This window comes from Streptomyces roseicoloratus, from assembly GCF_004117935.1.
Taxonomy (GTDB): Bacteria; Actinomycetota; Actinomycetes; order Streptomycetales; family Streptomycetaceae; genus Streptomyces; species Streptomyces roseicoloratus.
On the sequence record NZ_SDOY01000152.1, the window covers coordinates 76,699 to 95,067 of the forward strand.

Below are 18,369 nucleotides of genomic sequence, written 5' to 3' on the forward strand. Positions count from 1 at the left end.
ACAGGTCGTCGGGAACCAGTTGACTTAGGCATACCTAAGTCGGCAGGATCGGCTGTGGTTCCCGACCCCTACGGTCCCGACGGTCCCGGAGGCACGCCTTGGACACGCCCTTCTCGACGCTCATCCGCACCGCCTCGCACGAACAGCACACGGAAGCGGAGTCGTCGTCGTTCATGAGCGACCTCCTCGGCGGACGCCTGGCCGTCGACGCCTACGCCCGCTACACGGAGCAGCTGTGGTTCGTGTACCGGGCGCTCGAGGAGGGCGCGGAGGCCCTGAGCGCGGACCCGGTCGCCGGGCCCTTCATACAGCCGGAGCTGTTCCGCACGGAGGCCCTGGAGCGGGACCTCGCCCATCTGCGCGGGCCCGGCTGGCGCGCCGGGGTGACCGCGCTGCCCGCCACCGAGGCGTACGCGGCGCGGATCGCCGCGTGCGCCCGCGACTGGCCGGCGGGCTACGTGGCGCACCACTACACCCGCTACCTGGGCGACCTCTCCGGCGGCCAGATCATCCGCGACAAGGCCGAGCGCACCTGGGGCTTCGCGCGCAAGGGCGACGGCGTGCGGTTCTACGTCTTCGAGGGCATCGCCAACCCGGCCGCGTTCAAGCGGGCGTACCGGGAGCTGCTCGACGGCGTGAACGCCGACGACCTGGAGAAGCAGCGGATCGTCGACGAGTGCAAGCGGGCGTTCGACTTCAACGGGGCGGTGTTCCGGGAGCTCTCGGGCGAGTTCCCGCTCAGCGCGGCCTGAGGCACGCCCGGGGCCGCGTCGACGGGCTCGCGCGCCCCGTACCGGTCCCGGACGGTCTCGCGCGGCTCTGAGTCGACGGGCTCGCGCGCCCCGGACGGGTCCCGGACGGGCTCAGACGGTCAGGGTCCGCTCCAGGCGGACCCGGCCGCCGAGTTCGATGATGCCGTCCGGGCCGGGCGCGGTGAGCATCTGCGAGCCCCGGCCCTGGATGATGTTGAGGGCGCGGCCCAGTTCGGCGGTGAGCAGCAGGGCCGCCGCGCCCGTCGCCTCGTCCTCGTCGATGCCGTCGCCGCGCCCGGGGAAGCCCCGCGCCCTGATGCGCCCGGCGGCCTCCTCCTCCCAGGCCCAGGCGTAGATCCACTCCCCCGGCTCCGGCACCTCCAGGGCGTCGACCTCGGCGGCGGAGCCGTACTGCCGCAGCGTGCGCGGCGGCGCCCATCCGGCGCGGGCCTCGATCCAGGTGAACTCGCCGTCCCCGCGCACCCACACCTCGCCGGCCGGCGGGCAGACCACCTCGACGTCGAGCAGCCAGGCCACGCCGACGAGCGGGTGCCCGGCGAAGGGCAGCCGCACCCCGGGCGTGTAGATGTCGACGGTCCCGCGTTCCGGGTCGTCGACGAACACGGTCTCGCTGAACCCGAGTTCCTTCGCCAGCGCCTGCCGGGACGCCTCGTCGGGGTAGGCGCGCCCGTCCCGTACGACACCGAGGGCGTTGCCGTACCGGCCGTCGCCCGCGCAGAAGACGCGCAGGACGTCGATGTCAGTGGCGCCGGAGGGGCTCGTGCCGGTCGTGTTCATGGCGGAATTCAAGCATCCAGGCGTCCCGTTCGTCGGCACCACCGGGAATCGGCCAGGTGGGCGCGGGGCCTTCCGCGTAGGGGACGGCGGCGAGCGCGCCGGCGTACGCGCGGTTCAGGACCCGCCGCGCGGGGCCCTGTCCGGGCCCCAGTCCGGCCAGTCGCGGACGAGGCGGTGTGCGAGACGCACGGCGGCGGGCGAGGAGGACGGGGCGGCCGTTCTGGCGGAGCAGTGCCCGGCGCCCCGCGGCCGTCTCCGGACGCGGGGCGGGGACGCGGTCGGGGTGCCCGGTCAGGACGAGGGCTCCGGGAATGTCCTCGCGGCGCATGCCCGCCACGCTGGGGCGTGTGCACGGCGGGGCCGCACCGCCGTTTCCGGGGTGCGGCCCCGCCGTCGGGGGGGGTGGCGGTCAGAGGGCCGTGGCGCGGCGGCGGACGGCGAGGACGACGCCCGCGCCCGCGACGACCGTGACGCCGGCCGCGGCGAGGAGGGGGCCGGCCGGGGTGTCCGCGCCGGTGGCGGCGAGGGCGGCGGTGCCGCCCACGGTGCCGCCGGTTCCGCCGCCGGTTCCGGTTCCGCCGAAGGAACCGCCGGAGGTCGACGTGCCGGTCGAGGTGCCTGCCGACGTGCCGGTCGACGTGGTGGGCAGGGTGCCGTTGCCGTCGACGGTGAAGCTGACCGTGACGGGGTCGACGGCGGTGCCCGCCGGGTAGAAGGCCTCGCCGTTCGGGCCGGCGAAGGTGGCCGCGCCCGCTGCGGTCAGTTTCGCCGGGAGCGCGGCGAGCGTGACGACGCCCTTCTTCGCGGTCCAGTCGGCCTTCGTCAGGTCGAGGTCGGCGAAGGCGACGTCGTTCCGCGTGCCCTTGGCGGTCGTGACGTCGGCGACGAGCGTGCCCTGGGTGCCGTCGGCCTTCACCTTCACGTCGCCGACGGTCCAGTCGATGCCGTGCACGGCGCAGGTGAACGTCAGCGCGCCGCGGAAGGCCGCGTCGGCCTTGCGGGTCTCGGCGGACACGTCGGCCTTGGCGTACGGGAAGGCGTACGAGGCGCCGCTCGCCTGCGCGCCCTTGCCGGGAGTGACGGTGCCGCCGCAGGTCTGGGTGACGTACGAGCGCCAGGAGGCCTTCACGCCCCAGGTGAGGCGGCCGTCGAGGACGCCGGCGGGGGCCTTGGTCGGGGTCGCCGTGGTGGAAGTGGGCGTCGGGCCCGTGGTGGTGGCGGTCGGCTGCGTCGTCGGCTGCGTCGTCGGCGTGGGGGTGGGCTTCGGCGTCCCGGTTCCGGTCGGCGTGGGGGTGGGGGTGGGGTTCGTCGGGGCCGCGCCGGCCGTGACGGTGAGGGTCGCCGGGTCCAGTGCGTCGCCCTCCTTGTAGAAGCCGGCGAAGGCCGCCGCGCCGTCCTTGGTCAGCTTGGCGGGTATGTCCTTGAAGACCATCGCGCCGCCCGCTCCGGCTGCGGGCCGGATGCCGGTCATGTCGAGCGCGGCGAAGGCGGTGTCGTCGCGGGTGCTGACGCTGCCGTCCTTCTCCTTGGTGACGACGTCGGCGGTGATCTCTCCGATCGGTGCCGCGGCGCCCCTGGTGCTGAGCCGCACGTCGGAGATGCGGATGTCGAGCGCGCCGTCGTGGGCCTCGAAGTGGACGCCGCCCTTGAAGGAGTTGGCGGTGGCGTGGGTGCCCGTGTCGTAGCTGCCGGTGCCGTCGACGAAGGTGAAGGTCCCGTGGTCCGGGGCCTGCCTGGCGCCGCCCTCGACCGTCGTCGTGCCCTTGGCGAAGGGCATGGCCAGGTACGACCGGAAGGACTGCTTGATGCCCCAGTCGAGGGTGCCGTCCTTCAGCGGGACGGGCGGCGCGCCCCGTTCGGCGGCGACGGCGGGCAGGGCGAGGGCGCCGGCACCGAGCGCCGCGAGGGTCGCGACGGCGGCGGCGAGGGTGACGGAACGGCGCTGGGGGGTGGCCATGTCGGGTTGTCTCCTCGTGCGAAAAGGGGTCGGGGTGGAGTGCGTCAGGTGAGGTGAGGTGCGGTGAGACGGGGCGGTGCGGGTCGGGGCGGGGTGAGGTGGCGCGGGGGTGGGCGGTGACGGGGGATCAGTCGGTGGATGTACGGCGCTTGCGACTGCGCGCGGTGGCGGCGCCCAGTGCGACGGCCGCCGCGGCGAGCACCGCGCCCGCGCCGAGCGCCGCCCAGGTCCCGGTGCCCGGGCCGGAACTCCCGGACGCCACCGCGGGCTTCGCGCCGGGAGCGGCCGCCGCGGTGGCGGTCGGCGCGTTGGCGGTCGGCGCGTTGGCGGTCGGCGTGGCGTCGCTGCCGAGGTCGGGCAGGGGCGGCAGCCGGGCCGTGTCGTCGACGGCGACGGCGAGCGAGACCGGGTCCATGGCCGTGCCCGCCCGGTACATGCCGCCGAAGGCCCTGGCGCCGCCCTCGGTGAGGGTCGCGGGGGCTTCGGTGACGACGGCGAGGCCGTCGCGGGGCGTGAGTCCGGTGGCGGTGAAGGTGACCAGCGGGACGGCCTTCTCGGTGGGCCGTCCGGCGCTGGTGACGTCGGCGCTGAGGGTGCCGCGGCCGTCGGCCACCCGCACGGTGACCTTGCCGAGGGTGAGGTCGAGGTGGGTGCCGGTGAAGCGGACGCTGCCCGCGAACGCGGCGTCGAGGGTGCCCTTGACCGGGTCGTACGTGCCCTTGCCGGCCGGGAAGCGGTAGAGCGCGCCGCCGTCCTGGGCGCCGTCGGCGAGCGTCCAGCGGCCCTTGGCGACGGCTCCGGTGACGTACTCGCGGAAGGTGCGGCGCACGCCCCAGTCGACCGCCGCGTCCCGGAGGCCGGCCTTGCCGCCGGACGTGGTGCCGGGTGCGGCACCGGTCGTGGCGCCGGCCGTGGGTGGCGGGGTCCGCTGCGGCTGTGGTGACGCCGACGCGCCCGCCCGCTTCCGTACGTCGACGGTGAGGCTCACCGGGTCCAGCCGGGTGCCGGCCGGGTAGTAGCCGGCGAAGGCGGTGGCGCCCTGGGCGGTCAGGGTGGCGGGCACGTTCGTGAGCGCGACCGGGCCGGCGCCGCCGCGCATGTCGATGCCGGAGAGGTCGAGGGCGGCGAGCGCGACGCCGGAGCGGACGGTGACGGTCCCGCCGCCCTTGGCCTTGCTCGCCATGTCGGCGTAGAGGGTGCCGCGTCCGCCGCTGACGCGGACGCGGGGGCGGCTGATGGTGAGGTCCAGCTCGTTCGTGCCGTCGGCCGCGCGGTGCCCGGTGAACCGGACCCCGCCGCCGAAGGCGGCGTCGAAGGCGCCGGTGGCCGGGTCGTACGAGCCGTGCGCGGAGTGGAAGCGGAACCGTCCGGAGCCGACGGTGGCGGCCCCGCCCGTGAGACTCCAGCTCCCCTGGGCGACAGGCCCGGTGACGTAGCCCTGGAAGGAGGACTTGACGCCCCAGTCGAGCCGTCCGCCCTGGACCGTGCGGTCCTCGGCGCGGGCCGTGCCGGCCGGGAGGAGGACGACGAGCAGCGCGGCGGCCAGGACGGCGACGAGGGTGGCCGACGCGACGGCGGATGCCCGGGTGGACGTCCGGACGGATGCCCGGGCGGATCCGGACGAGGACAGCATGAGGCCCCCTTTCGAGGACTGGAAACTAAGGTAAGGCTAACCTAAGCTACAACTGGTCGCGGTCGGAAGTCTCCCTCGGCCGTGACCCGCCTTGCCCCACCCCACTCCGAGTCGCCCGGACCCACCCCGGCCCACCCCGACTCACCCCGACTCGCCCCGCACGAACGACGACAGGACGGTGCCCCGGTGCGTACAGCCCGCCTCGCGACCGCGCTGACAGCGGCGCTCGCCCTCGCCCTCACGGCGACCGGCTGCGGCCCCGGTTCCGGCTCCGCGGCCGGCCCCGGTTCAGGCTCCGGCACGGGTCCAGGCGCCCGCGCCGGCTCCTCGACCGCGGCCGCCCCCGACCGGGTCGAGCCGCTCGCCGCGCCCGCCCCGAAACCGCGGCTGCCCGTCACCGTCGCCTCGGCGGACGGCCGCCGCGTGACGGTGACCTCGACCGAACGGATCGTGCCGCTCAGCGGCTCGCTCTCCGAGCTGGTCTTCACGCTGGGCCTCGGCCGCCAGGTCGTCGCCCGGGACGTCACCGCCACCTTCGAACAGGCCGCAGGCCTCCCCGTGGTGACCCGGGCCCACGACGTCTCCGCCGAGAGCGTGCTCTCCCTGCGGCCCACCCTGGTCATCGCCGAGGCCACCACCGGCCCGGCCGAGGCCGTCGCCCAGATCCGCGACGCGGGCGTCCCGCTCGTCGTGGTCGAACCCGCCAAGGGCCTCCCGGACGTGTCCCGGCGCATCGACGCGGTGGCCGCCGCGCTCGGCGTGCCCGCCGCGGGCACGGCCCTGAAGCAGCGCACCGAGTCCCGGATCGAGGCCGTACGGGAGGGAGTTCCGCGACGGCCGGAGCGGCCGCGGGTGGCCTTCCTGTACGTACGGGGCTCGGCCGCCGTCTATCTGCTCGGCGGCGCCGGGTCCGGGGCGAGCTCGCTCCTGGAGGCAGCGGGCGCGGTCGACGCGGGCAAGGAGTCGGGCCTGGAGAAGGACTTCACCCCGGTCACCAGCGAGGCGCTCGCCAAGTCCGCGCCCGACGCGATCCTCGTCATGAGCAAGGGCCTGGAGTCGGTCGGCGGCGTCGACGGCCTGGTGAGGATCCCCGGCGTGGCCGAGACCCCGGCCGGCCTCGACCGCCGCGTCGTCACCGTCGACGACGGCGTCCTCCTCAACTACGGCCCCCGCACCGACCGGGTGCTGGCCTCCCTGGTCGACCAGCTGTACGGGGCGGACAAGTGACGGCCCTCCAGAAGACGGGCGGCCCCACCGCCGAACCCACGCCCGAGCCCGAACCCGACCCGGCGCTCCCCTCCCGCTCCCCCACGCCGCAGCGCCGCCAGGTCCCCCGGGGCCGCGCCCGGAGCCTGCTGCTCGCCTCCGTCCTGGTCGGCGCCCTGCCGGCGCTCGCCCTGCTCTCCGCCGGCATCGGCGCGTACGAGATCCCGATCGGGGACGTGCTCGGGTCCGTGCAGCACCGGCTCGGGCTCGGCGGGCAGGCGCTCGACCGGACCGCGGAGAGCGTGCTGTGGAACATCCGGCTGCCCCGGGTCGTGCTCGCCGTCCTCGTCGGTGCCTCGCTCGGCTGCGCGGGCGCCCTGATGCAGGGCGTGTTCGGGAACCCGCTCGCCGAGCCCGGCGTCATCGGGATCTCCTCCGGCGCGGCGGTCGGCGCCGTCGGCGCGATCGTGCTCGGGCTCGCCTTCGCCGGGACCTGGACGGTGACGGTCTGCGCCTTCGCGGGCGGGCTCGTCACGGTGGTGCTGGTGTACGCGATGTCCCGTTCGGGCGGCCGCACCGAGGTCGTCACGCTGATCCTCACCGGGATCGCCGTGACGGCGTTCGCGGGCGCGCTCATCGGCCTGTTCGTGTTCTTCGCCGACACCGCGCAGATCAGCCAGATCACCTTCTGGCAGCTGGGCTCGCTCGCCCAGGCCACCTGGCCGAAGGTGCTCGCCGTGCTGCCGTGCGCGGCGCTGGGCCTGCTGCTCGCGCCGCTGTTCGCCCGCCGGCTCGACCTGCTCGCGCTCGGCGAGCGCCCGGCGCGTCATCTGGGCGTGGACGTCGAGCGGTTGCGGGCCGCGCTCATCCTGCTCGTCGCGCTGCTGACCGCGGCGGCGGTCGCGGTCTCCGGCATCGTCACCTTCGTCGGCCTGGTCGTCCCGCACGTGCTGCGCATGGCCAACGGCCCCGGTCACCGCTTCCTCGTACCGGGCAGCGCGCTCGGCGGCGCGGTCGCGCTCACCGCCGGGGATCTCGCGGCCCGCACCCTCGCCGCCCCGGCCGAACTCCCCCTGGGCGTCCTCACCGCCCTGGTCGGCAGCCCGTTCTTCTTCTGGCTGCTGCGCAGGACCCGCCGCAAGCAAGGAGGCTGGGCATGACCCGCACCGCCGTGACCCGCACCGCCCCGGCCCGTACCGCCCCGGCCCGTGCCGTGCTGCCCCGCATCGCGCCGAGGCGCCGTCCCCGCGAGCTCCCGGCTCCCGTCCCCCCGGGCGGACTCGTCGCCGAGGCCGCCGGGCTGCGGGTCGTGCTCGGGCGGCGGGCCGTGCTCGACGGTGTCACGGTCGGCGTACGGGCCGGGGAGGTGCTGGCCCTGGTGGGGCCCAACGGGGCCGGGAAGTCGACGCTGCTCGCCGCGCTCGCCGCCGATCTCGCGCCGACGGCCGGCGAGGTACGGATCGGGGGCCGGGCCGCAAGCGGCTGGACGGCCGGTGAACTCGCCCTGCGCCGGGCCGTGCTGCCGCAGTCCGCGGAGCTCTCCTTCCCCTTTCCCGTCGCCGAGGTGGTCCGCATGGGCCGGGCACCGTGGGCGGGCACGGCGCGGACGGACGAGGACGCGGCGGCCGTCGCGGAGGCGCTGGCCGCGACGGAGACGGCCGGTTTCGCCGGGCGGCCGTTCTCCGCGCTGTCCGGGGGCGAGCGGGCCCGGGTGGCGCTCGCGCGGGTGCTCGCCCAGCGCACCGGTCTCCTGCTGCTCGACGAGCCGACCGCCGCGCTGGACCTGCGGCACCAGGAACTGGTGCTGCACGTCTGCCGGGAGCGGGCGGCCGCGGGCGCGGCGGTGGTCGTGGTGCTGCACGACCTCGGCCTCGCCGCGGCGCACGCGGACCGGATCGCCGTGCTGCACGGCGGGCGGATCGCGGCGGCCGGGCCGCCGGCCGAGGTGCTGGACGCGGAGGTGCTGAGCGAGGTCTACCGCCGGCCGGTGGAGGTGTTCCCGCACCCGCGGACGGGCGCTCCGCTCGTCCTGCCCGTCCGTGGATCGCTCGGCCCGCGGGAGCCGGCCGTACCCACCCGCGACCGGAATCCGGACAATTCCCCCCGCTTGACCGCCCCTTGACCAAGCCGTGAAACCCCCATTGGTCCCCTGTGACCGCGCCGTGTCCGGTCCGCCGGACCTGAGAGCCGAATCACTGGACGGGCGGATCTGGCTGAGGTAAGTCTCGGTTAAGTTAGGTCCGCCTCACCCCCGTCCCCGCCCCTGCGTCCCCCCGTGGAGCCCCCATGCGAGCCGTCCGCCTCTCCGTCGTCACCGCCGCCGCGACCGCGGCGACCCTGGCCGCCGTCACGGGCTGCACGCAGAAGAGCGACGACGCCAAGGGCGCCGACGGCGCGGTCACCGTGGTCGCGAAGGACGACTCCTGCGAGGTCTCCAGGACCGACTTCCCGGCCGGCCACCTCACGCTGAACGTGGAGAACCGCGGCAGCAAGGTCACCGAGGTCTACGTCCTCCACCCGGACGACCGCATCGTCACCGAGCGCGAGAACATCGGCCCCGGCACCAAGGCCACCATCACCGCCGAGATCAAGGCGGGCGACTACGTGATCGCCTGCAAGCCCGGCATGAAGGGCGACGGCATCCGCCGGCAGGTCAAGGCCACCGGCGCCGGCACCGGCGCCGCCCGGCGCTCCCCCGAGATGGACGCCGCCGTCGCCGCCTACCGCCAGTACGTGCAGGCGCAGGCCGACGCGACGCTGCCCAAGGTGAAGAAGTTCACCGACGCCGTCCGGGCCGGCGACGTCGAGGCCGCCAAGGCCGCCTACGCCGACTCCCGCATCGGCTGGGAGCGCACCGAGCCGGTCGCCGAGTCCTTCGGCGACATCGACCCGAAGGTCGACGTCCGCGAGGACGGCCTGGAGGCCGGCCAGGACCCGGCGAAGGACTGGACCGGCTGGCACCGCCTGGAGAAGGCGCTGTGGCAGGACAAGAAGATCGGCGACCGCGAGAAGCAGCTCGCCGACCTCCTCGACAAGGACCTCGCGGACTGGGTGAAGCGCGTCGGCAAGGCCGACATCACCCCGACCTCCATGGCCAACGGCGCCAAGGAGCTCCTGGACGAGGTCGCCACCGGCAAGGTCACCGGCGAGGAGGAGCGTTACTCCCACACCGACCTGGTCGACTTCAAGGCCAACGTCGAGGGCGCCCAGAAGTCCTTCGAACTGCTGAAGCCGGTCGCGCAGAAGAACGACCCGAAGCTGGTCGCCGAGCTCGACAAGCAGTTCGCCGCCCTGAACACGCTGCTCGACACGCACCGCGCCGACAAGAACGCGTACGTGTTCACCTCCTACGACAAGGTGACCGAGCCGCAGCGCAAGGAGCTGTCCGACGGCGTCAACGCCCTGGCGGAGCCGCTCTCCAAGCTCGCCGCCGCGGTCGTGAAGTAAAGGGGGCACCACGATGAGCGAGGACACCCGGGACCGGGCGGACCGGGAGGGCACCGCACCCTCCCGCCGCACGGTCATCGGCTGGGGCGGGGCCGGGCTCGCGCTCGGCGCCGCCGCCACGGGCGGCGCCGTGGCCCTGGCCGGGGGCGGCGGGTCCGACGCCGTGCCGGCCGCCGAGGCCGGCGGCGCCGTCCCCTTCCACGGCGCGCACCAGGCCGGCATCGCCACGCCCGTCCAGGACCGGCTGCACTTCGCGGCCTTCGACGTGAAGACGAAGGACCGCGCGGAGCTGATCCGGCTCCTGCAGGACTGGACCCGGGCCGCCGAGCGCATGACGGCGGGTCACGAGGTCGGCGACGGCGCCTACGGCGGCCTGCCGGAGGCACCGCCGGACGACACCGGCGAGGCGCTCGGCCTCAAGCCCTCCCGGCTGACCCTCACCATCGGCTTCGGCCCCTCGCTCTTCGACGGCCGCTTCGGGCTCGCCGGCAGGCGGCCCGCGGCCCTGGTCGACCTGCCGAAGTTCCCCGGCGACAACCTGGACAGGGCCCGCAGCGACGGCGACCTGTGCGTGCAGGCCTGCGCCGACGACCCGCAGGTCGCCGTGCACGCCATCCGCAACCTGGCCCGCATCGGCTTCGGCAAGGTCGCGGTGCGCTGGTCGCAGCTCGGCTTCGGCAAGACGTCCTCGACGACGCCGGACGCCCAGACCCCGCGCAACCTGTTCGGCTTCAAGGACGGCACCCGCAACATCGCGGGCACCGACACCGCCCGCCTCGACGAGCACGTGTGGGTGTCCGGCGAGGACGCCCGGGGCCCGGCGGCCTGGATGGGCGGCGGCTCGTACCTGGTCGCCCGCCGGATCCGGATGAACGTCGAGACCTGGGACCGCACCCCGCTCGCCGAGCAGGAGGACATCTTCGGCCGCGACAAGAAGGAAGGCGCTCCGGTCGGCAAGGCCGGGGAGCACGACGAGCCGTTCCTGAAGGCGATGAAGCCGGACTCGCACGTGCGCCTGGCGCACCCCGACACCAACGCCGGGGCGACCATCCTGCGCCGCGGCTACTCCTTCACCGACGGCACCGACGGCCTCGGCCGTCTGGAGGCCGGCCTGTTCTTCCTCGCGTACCAGCGGGACGTCCGCACCGGCTTCATCCCGGTACAGACCTCGCTGGCCCGCGCGGACGCGCTCAACGAGTACATCCAGCACGTCGGTTCGGCGATCTTCGCGGTCCCGCCGGGCGTCCGCGACAAGGACGACTGGTGGGGCCGGGAGCTGTTCGCGTAATCCAGGAAGGAGTCCGACGTGTTCGGCAACTATCTGATCGGCCTGCGTGAGGGGCTCGAGGCCAGCCTCGTCGTCTGCATCCTCATCGCCTACCTCGTGAAGACCGGCCGCCGCGACGCCCTGAAGCCGGTCTGGGCCGGCATCGGCGTCGCCGTCGCCCTCGCGCTGGCCTTCGGCGCCGGCCTGGAGTTCGGCTCGCAGGAGCTGACCTTCGAGGCGCAGGAGCTGCTCGGCGGCTCGCTGTCGATCCTCGCCGTGATCCTGGTGACCTGGATGGTCTTCTGGATGCGGCGCACCGCCCGGCACCTGAAGGCGGAGCTGCACGGCAGGCTGGACGCCGCCCTGCGGATGGGCACGGGCGCGCTGGTCGCGACCGCGTTCCTCGCGGTGGGCCGCGAGGGCCTGGAGACGGCGCTGTTCGTGTGGGCGTCGGTACGGGCCTCGTCGGACGGCACGTACGCGCCGCTGGCCGGCGTGGTGCTCGGTCTGCTCACGGCGGTGTTCCTGGGCTGGCTGTTCTACCGGGGCGCGCTGCGGATCAACCTGGCGAAGTTCTTCACCTGGACCGGCGGCATGCTGGTCGTGGTGGCGGCCGGCGTCCTCGCGTACGGCGTGCACGACCTCCAGGAGGCGCGCTTCCTGGGCGGGCTCGGGAACAAGGCCTTCGACATCTCCTCGACGATCCCGCCGGACACCTGGTACGGCACGCTGCTCAAGGGCGTGTTCAACTTCCAGCCCGATCCGACGGTCCTTCAGGTCACGGTGTGGGCGCTGTATCTGATCCCCACGCTCGCCGTGTTCCTGGCCCCGGTAGGGTCGGGTCCGTCCAGGCGGGTGGAGAAACAGAGGGCGACCGAGACCGATGAGAAGGCTGAGGCGAACCGGGCCGAGGCGGCAGGCTGACACGCTCCTCGCGGCGGTCACGGCGTCCGTCCTCGCGCTGGGCGCGAGCGGATGCGTGACCGTGCACGGCGAGCGGGAGCCGATCCCGGCGGCGAGCGAGGCCGAGGCCGGACAGGCCGTCAAGGACTTCACCGACGCCTACAACAGGGCCGACAAGGCCTACGACCCCGCCCTGGACGCGGGCGTGGTCACCGGCCCGCTCGGCGAGATCAACCAGGCGGGCCTGCGGTCGCGCCAGAAGACCAGCCCGGGCGGCAACAAGAACCACGTGCCGCTGGAGCTCACGGACGCGAGGTTCGTCATACCCCGCAAGGCGGGCTGGCCGCGCTGGTTCGTCGCCGACACCGACTCCAACCGCGACACCGACAAGGGCAGCGGCGACACCCGCTGGCTGCTGGTCTTCGTGCGCGGCAGCGCCGCCGAGCAGTGGGAGGTCGCCTACCTGTCGATCCTGACGCCGGACGAGATCCCCGCCTTCAAGAAGGAGGCCGGGTACGCGGTGCCGGTCGCCGCCGACAGCGACGCCCTCGCGGTCCCGCCGAAGGACCTGGGCGAGCGGTACGTGTCGTTCCTGAAGGACGGCCAGGAGGGGCCGTTCGCGCCCGGCCCGCACACCACCGGCTGGCGCGACGACCGCAGGAAGGCCGGAACCCGCCCGGGCCTCGCCACCCAGTACGTCGACCAGGTCGAGAACCGCGGCGACTTCGCCCCGCTCGCCCTCGCGACGGAGGACGGCGGCGCCCTGGTCTTCTTCGCCACCCGCTACTTCGAACGCCAGACGGCCGCGGCCGGCTACCGCCCGAAGGTGGGCCCGGAGGTCCGGGCGCTGATGACGGGCGAACTGAAGAGCACGATCACCAAGCGCTGGGTCACCGGCCAGTCCGCCCTGGTGAAGCCGGCGGGCACGCAGGCCGCCGCCGTGGAGGTCCTGGCCCGCCTGCAGGGCGTGACGGCGGCGGAGGGCTCGTAGCGGGTCGCGGGCGTGCGCGGTCGGTCGGCAGCAGAGCCTCCGGCCGGCGGCGCGGCGCCGAGCCTCGCCATCTGCGGCCCAGCGGCCCAGTGGCTCAGCGCCTCGATCGCCTCAGCGGCTCAGCGGCCAGGCGGGTTCGTGAGGGGTGGGAGTGCCCTGTTCGGCCTGGGCGGCCGCGTGGCGGGCGCAGGCGTCCGTGAGGGCCTCCAGGAGGCTCAGCGGCTCGGGCCGGGCGTGCTCGGGTCCGCGCAGCCAGGAGAGGACCGGCCGGCTGTCCTCGTCGCCGGGGAGCCGGGACGGCGGCACCAGGACGTACGAGCCGCGGCAGTGCCAGCGCAGGCCCGGATGCTCGTCCATGGTCTCCGGGTGGCAGTCCAGCTCGCACGGCCACCACTCGTCCTCGTCCTCGGGCGTGCCGCGGGTGGCGGTGAAGAAGAGCATGCGGCCCTCGTCCTCGGGCCGGTCGTCACCGGCGCCGGAGACGGCGACGGGCCCGACCTCGACGCCCTCGGCGAGCAGTCGCTCCAGGGCGGCCCGGCCGGCCGGGAGCGGCACGTCGAGCACGTCGTGGACCATGCCGGTGGCGGTGATGAAGTTCGCCTCGGGCTGGTTGCGGGCCCAGCGCTCGATCTGGGCGCGGTCGGTGGTCGACTGGGTCTGCCAGGCGAAGGAGACCGGGTGCCGGGCCGGCGTGGGACAGCCGATCCGCTCGCAGGAACAGCGGTAGCCGACGGGGTACGCGGCGGGGGCGATGGGCATCCCCGCGGCGGCGACGGCCAGGAGCGACTTCTCGCGGTCGTTCTCGATGTCGGCCGCGGTGCGCCTGGGGCGCCTGCGCAGCCACTGTGCGAGTCTGCTCTCCGTGCCGCGGTAGCGGCCGATGCCGTCGCCCATCTATCCCCTCACCTCATGCTCGCCCGTTCGGTCCTACGGGCTCTCCATGGTCCCACCATCCTGCGCCCCGGGTGACCGGAGTCGGGAACCGGGGTCTCACTCCTTCGCGGCCAGGCCGCGCAGGGCGAGATCGACGAGGGTGTCGGCGTAGTCGTGGGTGAGCGGCAGGGTGCGGTGGAGCCAGCGGTGGTGGAGCGGGCCGACGAAGAGTTCGAGGGCGGTCCGCGGGTCGACGCCGGGGTCGGCCTGCCCGGCGGCCTGGGCGGCCTCGATGCGGCGCACGAAGGCCTGGAGCTGGGGTTCGAGCAGCTTGGCGGTGAACTCGGCGCCGAGCGCCGGGTCCACGATGCCCTCGGCGGCGAGCGCGCGGGTGGGCCTGTCGAAGGCCGGGTCGTTCAGCTCGTCGACGGTGGCGCGGAGCACCGGCTTGAGGTCGGCGGCGAGGTCACCGGTGTCGGGGATCTCACTCCCGCCGTCGCCGCCCGCCGCCTCGGCGGCCTGGCGGGCGAGGTCGAGGAAGGCCTCCATGAGGACGGCGGCCTTGGAGTTGGCGGGCCACCAGCGGTAGATGGTCTGCTTGCCGACGCCGGCGCGGGCGGCGATGCCCTCGACGGTGGTCTTCGCGTAGCCCTGCTCGGAGACGAGGTCGAGGGCGGCGACGTAGATGGCGCGGCGGGAACGCTCGCTGCGGCGCGAGGCGTCGGGCGCCTTGGCGGCGGCCGCACGGGGCGCGGCGGCCGCGGCGGCCGTGCGGGGCGCGGCGGAGGGGTCGGAGGTGTCGGGCATGCGTCCACGCTAGCAGCTCGCGAGACGCCACGTCTCGCCGCCGGCGCGGCGACCCGCCCGCGTCCGTACGGGCGCCCGTCCAGCACCGTACGACGACCCGCTCGCCGGCCGTACAGACCCGCCCCGCACCGTACGACGACCCGCCCGCCCTCCGTACAGGCACCCGCCACGCACCGTACGACGACCCGCCCGCCCTCCGTACAGGCACCCGCCCCGCACCGTACGACGACCCGCCCGCCCTCCGTACAGGCACCCGCCCCGCACCGTACGGCGACCCGCCCGCCGTCCGAACCACCCGAACGGTCCACTGCGCGCCGACCCCGGAAAGCGGACCATGGGCTCACGATCGGCGTCGACGACCGGTCCCGCCGGCGTGCTCTAGTCCAGCGACCGTAGAGGAGCCCTCTTTGCGCACCACTCCGCGTGAGCCCTCGCCCCGCCGTTATCTCATGTGCCCACCCACGCACTTCGAGGTGACGTACTCCATCAACCCCTGGATGGACCCCACGAAACCGGTCGACCTGCCGCTCGCGCTCGCGCAGTGGGAGGACCTGCGCGACCGCTACCGCGCACTCGGCCACACCGTGGAGCTGCTCGACCCGGTGCCCGGGCTGCCGGACATGGTGTACGCGGCGAACGGCGCGACCGTGGTCGGCGGCCGGGTGCTCGGCGCGAGGTTCGCCCACCCGGAGCGGTCCGCCGAGGCCGTGGCGCACCTGGACTGGTTCCGCAGGAACGGTTACCCGGACGCGGACGTACGGGTTCCCGAGCACGTCAACGAGGGCGAGGGCGACTTCGCCGTGACCGCCTCCTGGATCCTGGCCGGCCAGGGCTTCCGTTCCAGTCCGCTCTCGCACGGCGAGGCCCAGGAGTTCTTCGGCCGGCCGGTGATCGGCCTGGAGCTGGTGGACCCGCGCTACTACCACCTGGACACGGCGCTGTGCGTCCTGGACGACGCCCGGGACGAGATCATGTACTTCCCGGACGCCTTCTCGCCCGGCAGCCGCGCGGTCCTGAAGCGGCTGTTCCCGGACGCCCTGCTCGTCCCGGCCCCGGACGCCGCGGTGCTCGGCCTGAACGCGGTGAGCGACGGCCGGCACGTCCTGCTGCCGCAGGCGGCCGTGGGCCTCTTCGAACCGCTGCGGGCCCTCGGCTTCGAGCCGGTCGGGATGGACCTGGGCGAGCTGCTCAAGGGCGGCGGCAGCGTGAAGTGCTGCACGCAGGAGCTACGGGCCGCACAGGAGCAGCCGGCCGCGCAGGGCGGGGCGAGCCCGGTCGGTCCCGACCGGACCGCGTAGGACGGGGCGAGCCCGGTCGGTCCCGACCGGTCAGTCCCGAGCGGCGGAACCCTCGGGTTCCGGGGGCCAGGGGTCGCCCCACTCGGCGTCCCTGGCCTCCTTGTAGAGGGCGCCGTGCCGCTTGGTGACCGTCTCGCGGGCGAGGCCGTCCGGCCCGCACAGGTCGAGCAGCACCTGACCCTTGCGGATCTGCGGCCTGCGGGTGATCCGGGCGGGCGCGGGCGTGACCGGGAAGCGGGCGGCGGCCACGTACGCGTACTTCTCGTCCTCGTACGGCAGCGAGCCGCCCTTCACCTGCCGGTGCAGCGAGGAGCGGCTGACCCGGGCGGCGAAGTGGCACCAGTCGGTGCCCGGCACGATCGGACAGGCGTCGCTGTGCGGGCAGGGCGCGGCGACGGTGAAGCCCGCCTCGACGAGCAGGGTGCGGGCGGCGATCAGCCGCTCGTAGCCGTCGGGCGTGCCCGGCTCGACGACCACGACGGCCCGCGCCGCGCGCGCGGCCTCGGCGACGAGGGTCGTGCGGTCGGCCTCGGTGAGCTCGTTCAGGACGTACGAGACGGTCACCAGGTCCGTGTCGGCGAGCCGCAGCGCCCCGCCGATCCGCTCCCGGCGCCATTCGGCGTCGAAGACGCCGCGGGCGAGCTCCTCACCGATCGCGAGGGCCGGTTCGGCCCAGTCGAGGACGGTGGTGCGGGCCGCGCCCTCCCAGACCTCCGCGACGGCCCAGCTCGCCGAGCCGGTCCCGCCGCCGACGTCGGTGTGGGTGGCGGGCGTCCAGTCGGGCGCGGCGTCCGCGAGGGCGTACACCGCGTCCCGTACCGCCTCGAAGGTGGCCGGCATCCGGTACGCGGCGTAGGCGGCGACGTCGGACCGGTCGCGCAGCACGGGCGCGTGGGTCTGCGTGGCCCCCCGGTAGTTCGCGATCAGCCGGTCGACGGCCTGCGCGGCCTGCCGGGGCGGCAGCCCGTCGAGGACCGCGCCGAGCGCGCTGCGCAGGGTGTCGGCGGAGGGAAGGGAGGCGTTCACCTCGACATTCTAGGGTTCGGCGCGCGGGGGCCGGTCAGGACGTCGCGGGGCGCCGGGGGCGGCACAGCAGCAGGAAGCAGCCGAGGGCGGCGACCGCGCAGCCGACCTGGACGACGGCCATCGGGACGGCCGTGGTCTCGCCGGCGATGCCGACGAGCGGGGAGGCGACGGCGCCGATGAGGAAGGAGGTGGTGCCGAGCAGGGCGGAGGCGGATCCGGCGGCGTGCGGGGCGCGCATGAGGGCCTGGGCGTTGGTGTTGGGCATCGCGAGGCCCATCGCCGACATCAGCACGAACAGCCCGGCGGCCACGGCCGGCAGTCCGGGGTCGCCGAGGAGACCGCTGGTCATGACGAGCAGGGCGGTGGCGGCGAGCAGGATGACGCCGAGGCCCCAGCCGAGCACCTTGTCGAGGCTGACCCGTCCGACCAGCAGCTTGCCGTTGATCTGACCGACGGCGACGAGACCGACCGAGTTGAGCCCGAAGAGCAGGCTGAAGGTCTGCGGGGAGGCGCCGTAGATCTCCTGGACCACGAACGGCGAGGCGGAGATGTAGGCGAAGAGGACGGCGAAGGCGAGGCCGCCGGCCAGCATGTAGCCGGTGAAGACGCGGTCCGCGAGGAGTCCGCGCATGGTGCGCAGCGCCTCGCCGACGCCGCCCGCGTGCCGCCGGCCGGGCGGCAGGGTCTCGTGGAGGAAGCGCCAGACGACCAGGGTGAGGACGAGGCCGACGGCGGTGAGGACGTGGAACACGCCCCGCCAGTCGGTGATCCGCAGGATCTGGCCGCCGATGAGCGGGGCGACGATGGGCGCGACGCCGGAGATGAGCATGAGGGTCGAGAAGAACCGGGCCATCTCGACGCCGTCGTACAGGTCGCGGACGACGGCCCGGGCGATCACGATGCCGGCGGCGCCCGCGAGGCCCTGGGCCAGCCGGAAGCCGATGAGCAGCCCGGCGGACGGGGCGAAGGCGCAGACGGCGGTGGCGAGGACGTACACGATCATGCCGACGAGCAGCGGCCGCCGCCGGCCCCACTTGTCGCTCATGGGACCGACGACGAGCTGCCCGAGCGCCATGCCGGCGAGGCAGGCGGTGAGGGTGAGCTGGATGGTGGAGGCGGGGGCGCGCAGCGACTCGGTGACCTCGGGCAGCGCCGGCAGGTACATGTCCATGGAGAGCGGCGGGAGGGCGGTGAGCCCGCCGAGCACGAGGGTGACGAGGAGCCCGGCACGCCGGGCGGAGGCGGTCGAGGGGGCGCGCGTGTCGGGTGCGGGCGCCGGGGCGCGCGTGTCGGATTCGGATGCGGGCGAGGCGGGCGGTGGGGCCGAGGCGGGCTGCGGCGCTGCCGGTGTCGGTATGTGGGTGCTGCTGTCCTTGGCGGTGGCCCGGCCGCTCTCCGGCATCGGCTGCTC

General features: G+C 74.8%; 17 protein-coding genes. 9 read left to right on the forward strand and 8 right to left on the reverse strand.

Annotated features, from left to right (window positions below):
• The first annotated feature begins 98 nt into the window (after positions 1-98).
• On the forward strand, positions 99-752 hold the full coding sequence (locus ESG85_RS26175; protein ID WP_128983371.1) for a biliverdin-producing heme oxygenase: 654 nt from the start codon (positions 99-101) through the stop codon (positions 750-752).
• A gap of 111 nt (positions 753-863) precedes the next feature.
• Here the strand turns inward: ESG85_RS26175 and ESG85_RS26180 are convergent, their stop codons facing one another.
• The 4 genes from ESG85_RS26180 to ESG85_RS26195 form a co-directional block, all read right to left on the reverse strand.
• Positions 864-1,550 carry a PhzF family phenazine biosynthesis protein gene (locus ESG85_RS26180; RefSeq protein WP_128983373.1) on the reverse strand — a complete coding sequence of 229 codons (687 nt, stop codon included), beginning with the start codon at positions 1,548-1,550 and terminating at the stop codon, positions 864-866.
• Positions 1,513-1,878, reverse strand: a complete 366-nt coding sequence (locus ESG85_RS26185) for a hypothetical protein (RefSeq protein WP_128983376.1) — start codon at positions 1,876-1,878, stop codon at positions 1,513-1,515. The genes ESG85_RS26180 and ESG85_RS26185 overlap by 38 nt, the downstream gene beginning before the upstream one ends.
• An 81-nt stretch (positions 1,879-1,959) precedes the next feature.
• A complete protein-coding gene (locus ESG85_RS26190) occupies positions 1,960-3,507 on the reverse strand; it encodes an HtaA domain-containing protein (RefSeq protein ID WP_128983378.1) in 1,548 nt (515 codons plus the stop codon).
• Positions 3,508-3,634: 127 nt separating this feature from the next.
• Complete coding sequence (locus tag ESG85_RS26195; RefSeq protein WP_128983380.1) at positions 3,635-5,140, reverse strand: HtaA domain-containing protein; 1,506 nt, start codon at positions 5,138-5,140, stop codon at positions 3,635-3,637.
• A 186-nt stretch (positions 5,141-5,326) separates the two neighbouring features.
• On the opposite strand from ESG85_RS26195, the gene ESG85_RS26200 reads away from it, so the two are divergent.
• The 7 genes from ESG85_RS26200 to ESG85_RS26230 all read left to right on the forward strand — a co-directional run bounded on the left by ESG85_RS26200 (position 5,327) and on the right by ESG85_RS26230 (position 12,954).
• Positions 5,327-6,367 carry a heme/hemin ABC transporter substrate-binding protein gene (locus ESG85_RS26200; RefSeq protein ID WP_246095287.1) on the forward strand — a complete coding sequence of 347 codons (1,041 nt, stop codon included), beginning with the start codon at positions 5,327-5,329 and terminating at the stop codon, positions 6,365-6,367.
• Entirely contained in the window at positions 6,364-7,506 is a 1,143-nt protein-coding gene (locus tag ESG85_RS26205) for a FecCD family ABC transporter permease (protein WP_128983384.1), read from the forward strand. Before ESG85_RS26200 ends, ESG85_RS26205 begins: the two co-directional genes overlap by 4 nt.
• Positions 7,503-8,468 carry a heme ABC transporter ATP-binding protein gene (locus ESG85_RS26210; RefSeq protein WP_128983386.1) on the forward strand — a complete coding sequence of 322 codons (966 nt, stop codon included), beginning with the start codon at positions 7,503-7,505 and terminating at the stop codon, positions 8,466-8,468. Before ESG85_RS26205 ends, ESG85_RS26210 begins: the two co-directional genes overlap by 4 nt.
• A 164-nt stretch (positions 8,469-8,632) precedes the next feature.
• Positions 8,633-9,793, forward strand: coding sequence for an iron uptake system protein EfeO (gene efeO / locus ESG85_RS26215; RefSeq protein WP_128983388.1), 1,161 nt, complete (start codon positions 8,633-8,635; stop codon positions 9,791-9,793).
• Positions 9,794-9,806: 13 nt separating this feature from the next.
• Complete coding sequence (gene efeB, locus ESG85_RS26220; protein WP_128983390.1) at positions 9,807-11,081, forward strand: iron uptake transporter deferrochelatase/peroxidase subunit; 1,275 nt, start codon at positions 9,807-9,809, stop codon at positions 11,079-11,081.
• Positions 11,082-11,099: 18 nt separating this feature from the next.
• Positions 11,100-11,984 (forward strand): iron uptake transporter permease EfeU, encoded by an 885-nt coding sequence (gene efeU / locus ESG85_RS26225; RefSeq protein WP_128983393.1) that lies wholly within the window; start codon positions 11,100-11,102, stop codon positions 11,982-11,984.
• Positions 11,944-12,954: an SCO2278 family lipoprotein gene (locus ESG85_RS26230; RefSeq protein ID WP_128983395.1), complete on the forward strand. Its 1,011-nt coding sequence runs from the start codon at positions 11,944-11,946 to the stop codon at positions 12,952-12,954. The genes efeU and ESG85_RS26230 overlap by 41 nt, the downstream gene beginning before the upstream one ends.
• Positions 12,955-13,065: 111 nt before the next feature.
• Here ESG85_RS26230 and ESG85_RS26235 read toward each other — a convergent pair whose 3' ends face one another.
• Together ESG85_RS26235 and ESG85_RS26240 are read right to left on the reverse strand one after the other, a co-directional pair.
• Positions 13,066-13,848: a bifunctional DNA primase/polymerase gene (locus ESG85_RS26235; protein ID WP_128983396.1), complete on the reverse strand. Its 783-nt coding sequence runs from the start codon at positions 13,846-13,848 to the stop codon at positions 13,066-13,068.
• Between the two features lie 96 nt (positions 13,849-13,944).
• Complete coding sequence (locus ESG85_RS26240) at positions 13,945-14,634, reverse strand: TetR/AcrR family transcriptional regulator (protein ID WP_128983398.1); 690 nt, start codon at positions 14,632-14,634, stop codon at positions 13,945-13,947.
• Positions 14,635-15,041: 407 nt separating this feature from the next.
• On the opposite strand from ESG85_RS26240, the gene ddaH reads away from it, so the two are divergent.
• Positions 15,042-15,932, forward strand: a complete 891-nt coding sequence (gene ddaH, locus ESG85_RS26245; RefSeq protein WP_342781384.1) for a dimethylargininase — start codon at positions 15,042-15,044, stop codon at positions 15,930-15,932.
• A gap of 30 nt (positions 15,933-15,962) precedes the next feature.
• Here the strand turns inward: ddaH and ESG85_RS26250 are convergent, their stop codons facing one another.
• A complete protein-coding gene (locus ESG85_RS26250) occupies positions 15,963-16,958 on the reverse strand; it encodes a small ribosomal subunit Rsm22 family protein (RefSeq protein WP_128983402.1) in 996 nt (331 codons plus the stop codon).
• A 34-nt stretch (positions 16,959-16,992) separates the two neighbouring features.
• Complete coding sequence (locus ESG85_RS26255) at positions 16,993-18,360, reverse strand: multidrug effflux MFS transporter (protein WP_128983404.1); 1,368 nt, start codon at positions 18,358-18,360, stop codon at positions 16,993-16,995.
• Positions 18,361-18,369: the final 9 nt, after the last annotated feature.

Excerpts from the sequence above, each read along its gene's own strand:
- ESG85_RS26235 (WP_128983396.1), bottom strand. The coding sequence starts at position 13,848 with ATGGGCGACGGCATCGGCCGCTACCGCGGCACGGAGAGCAGACTCGCA.
- ESG85_RS26190 (WP_128983378.1), bottom strand. The coding sequence starts at position 3,507 with ATGGCCACCCCCCAGCGCCGTTCCGTCACCCTCGCCGCCGCCGTCGCG.
- ESG85_RS26185 (WP_128983376.1), bottom strand. The coding sequence starts at position 1,878 with ATGCGCCGCGAGGACATTCCCGGAGCCCTCGTCCTGACCGGGCACCCC.
- efeB (WP_128983390.1), top strand. The coding sequence starts at position 9,807 with ATGAGCGAGGACACCCGGGACCGGGCGGACCGGGAGGGCACCGCACCC.
- ESG85_RS26180 (WP_128983373.1), bottom strand. The coding sequence starts at position 1,550 with ATGAACACGACCGGCACGAGCCCCTCCGGCGCCACTGACATCGACGTC.
- ESG85_RS26255 (WP_128983404.1), bottom strand. The coding sequence starts at position 18,360 with ATGCCGGAGAGCGGCCGGGCCACCGCCAAGGACAGCAGCACCCACATA.
- ESG85_RS26240 (WP_128983398.1), bottom strand. The coding sequence starts at position 14,634 with ATGCCCGACACCTCCGACCCCTCCGCCGCGCCCCGCACGGCCGCCGCG.
- efeO (WP_128983388.1), top strand. The coding sequence starts at position 8,633 with ATGCGAGCCGTCCGCCTCTCCGTCGTCACCGCCGCCGCGACCGCGGCG.
- ESG85_RS26210 (WP_128983386.1), top strand. The coding sequence starts at position 7,503 with ATGACCCGCACCGCCGTGACCCGCACCGCCCCGGCCCGTACCGCCCCG.
- ESG85_RS26230 (WP_128983395.1), top strand. The coding sequence starts at position 11,944 with ATGAGAAGGCTGAGGCGAACCGGGCCGAGGCGGCAGGCTGACACGCTC.
- ESG85_RS26195 (WP_128983380.1), bottom strand. The coding sequence starts at position 5,140 with ATGCTGTCCTCGTCCGGATCCGCCCGGGCATCCGTCCGGACGTCCACC.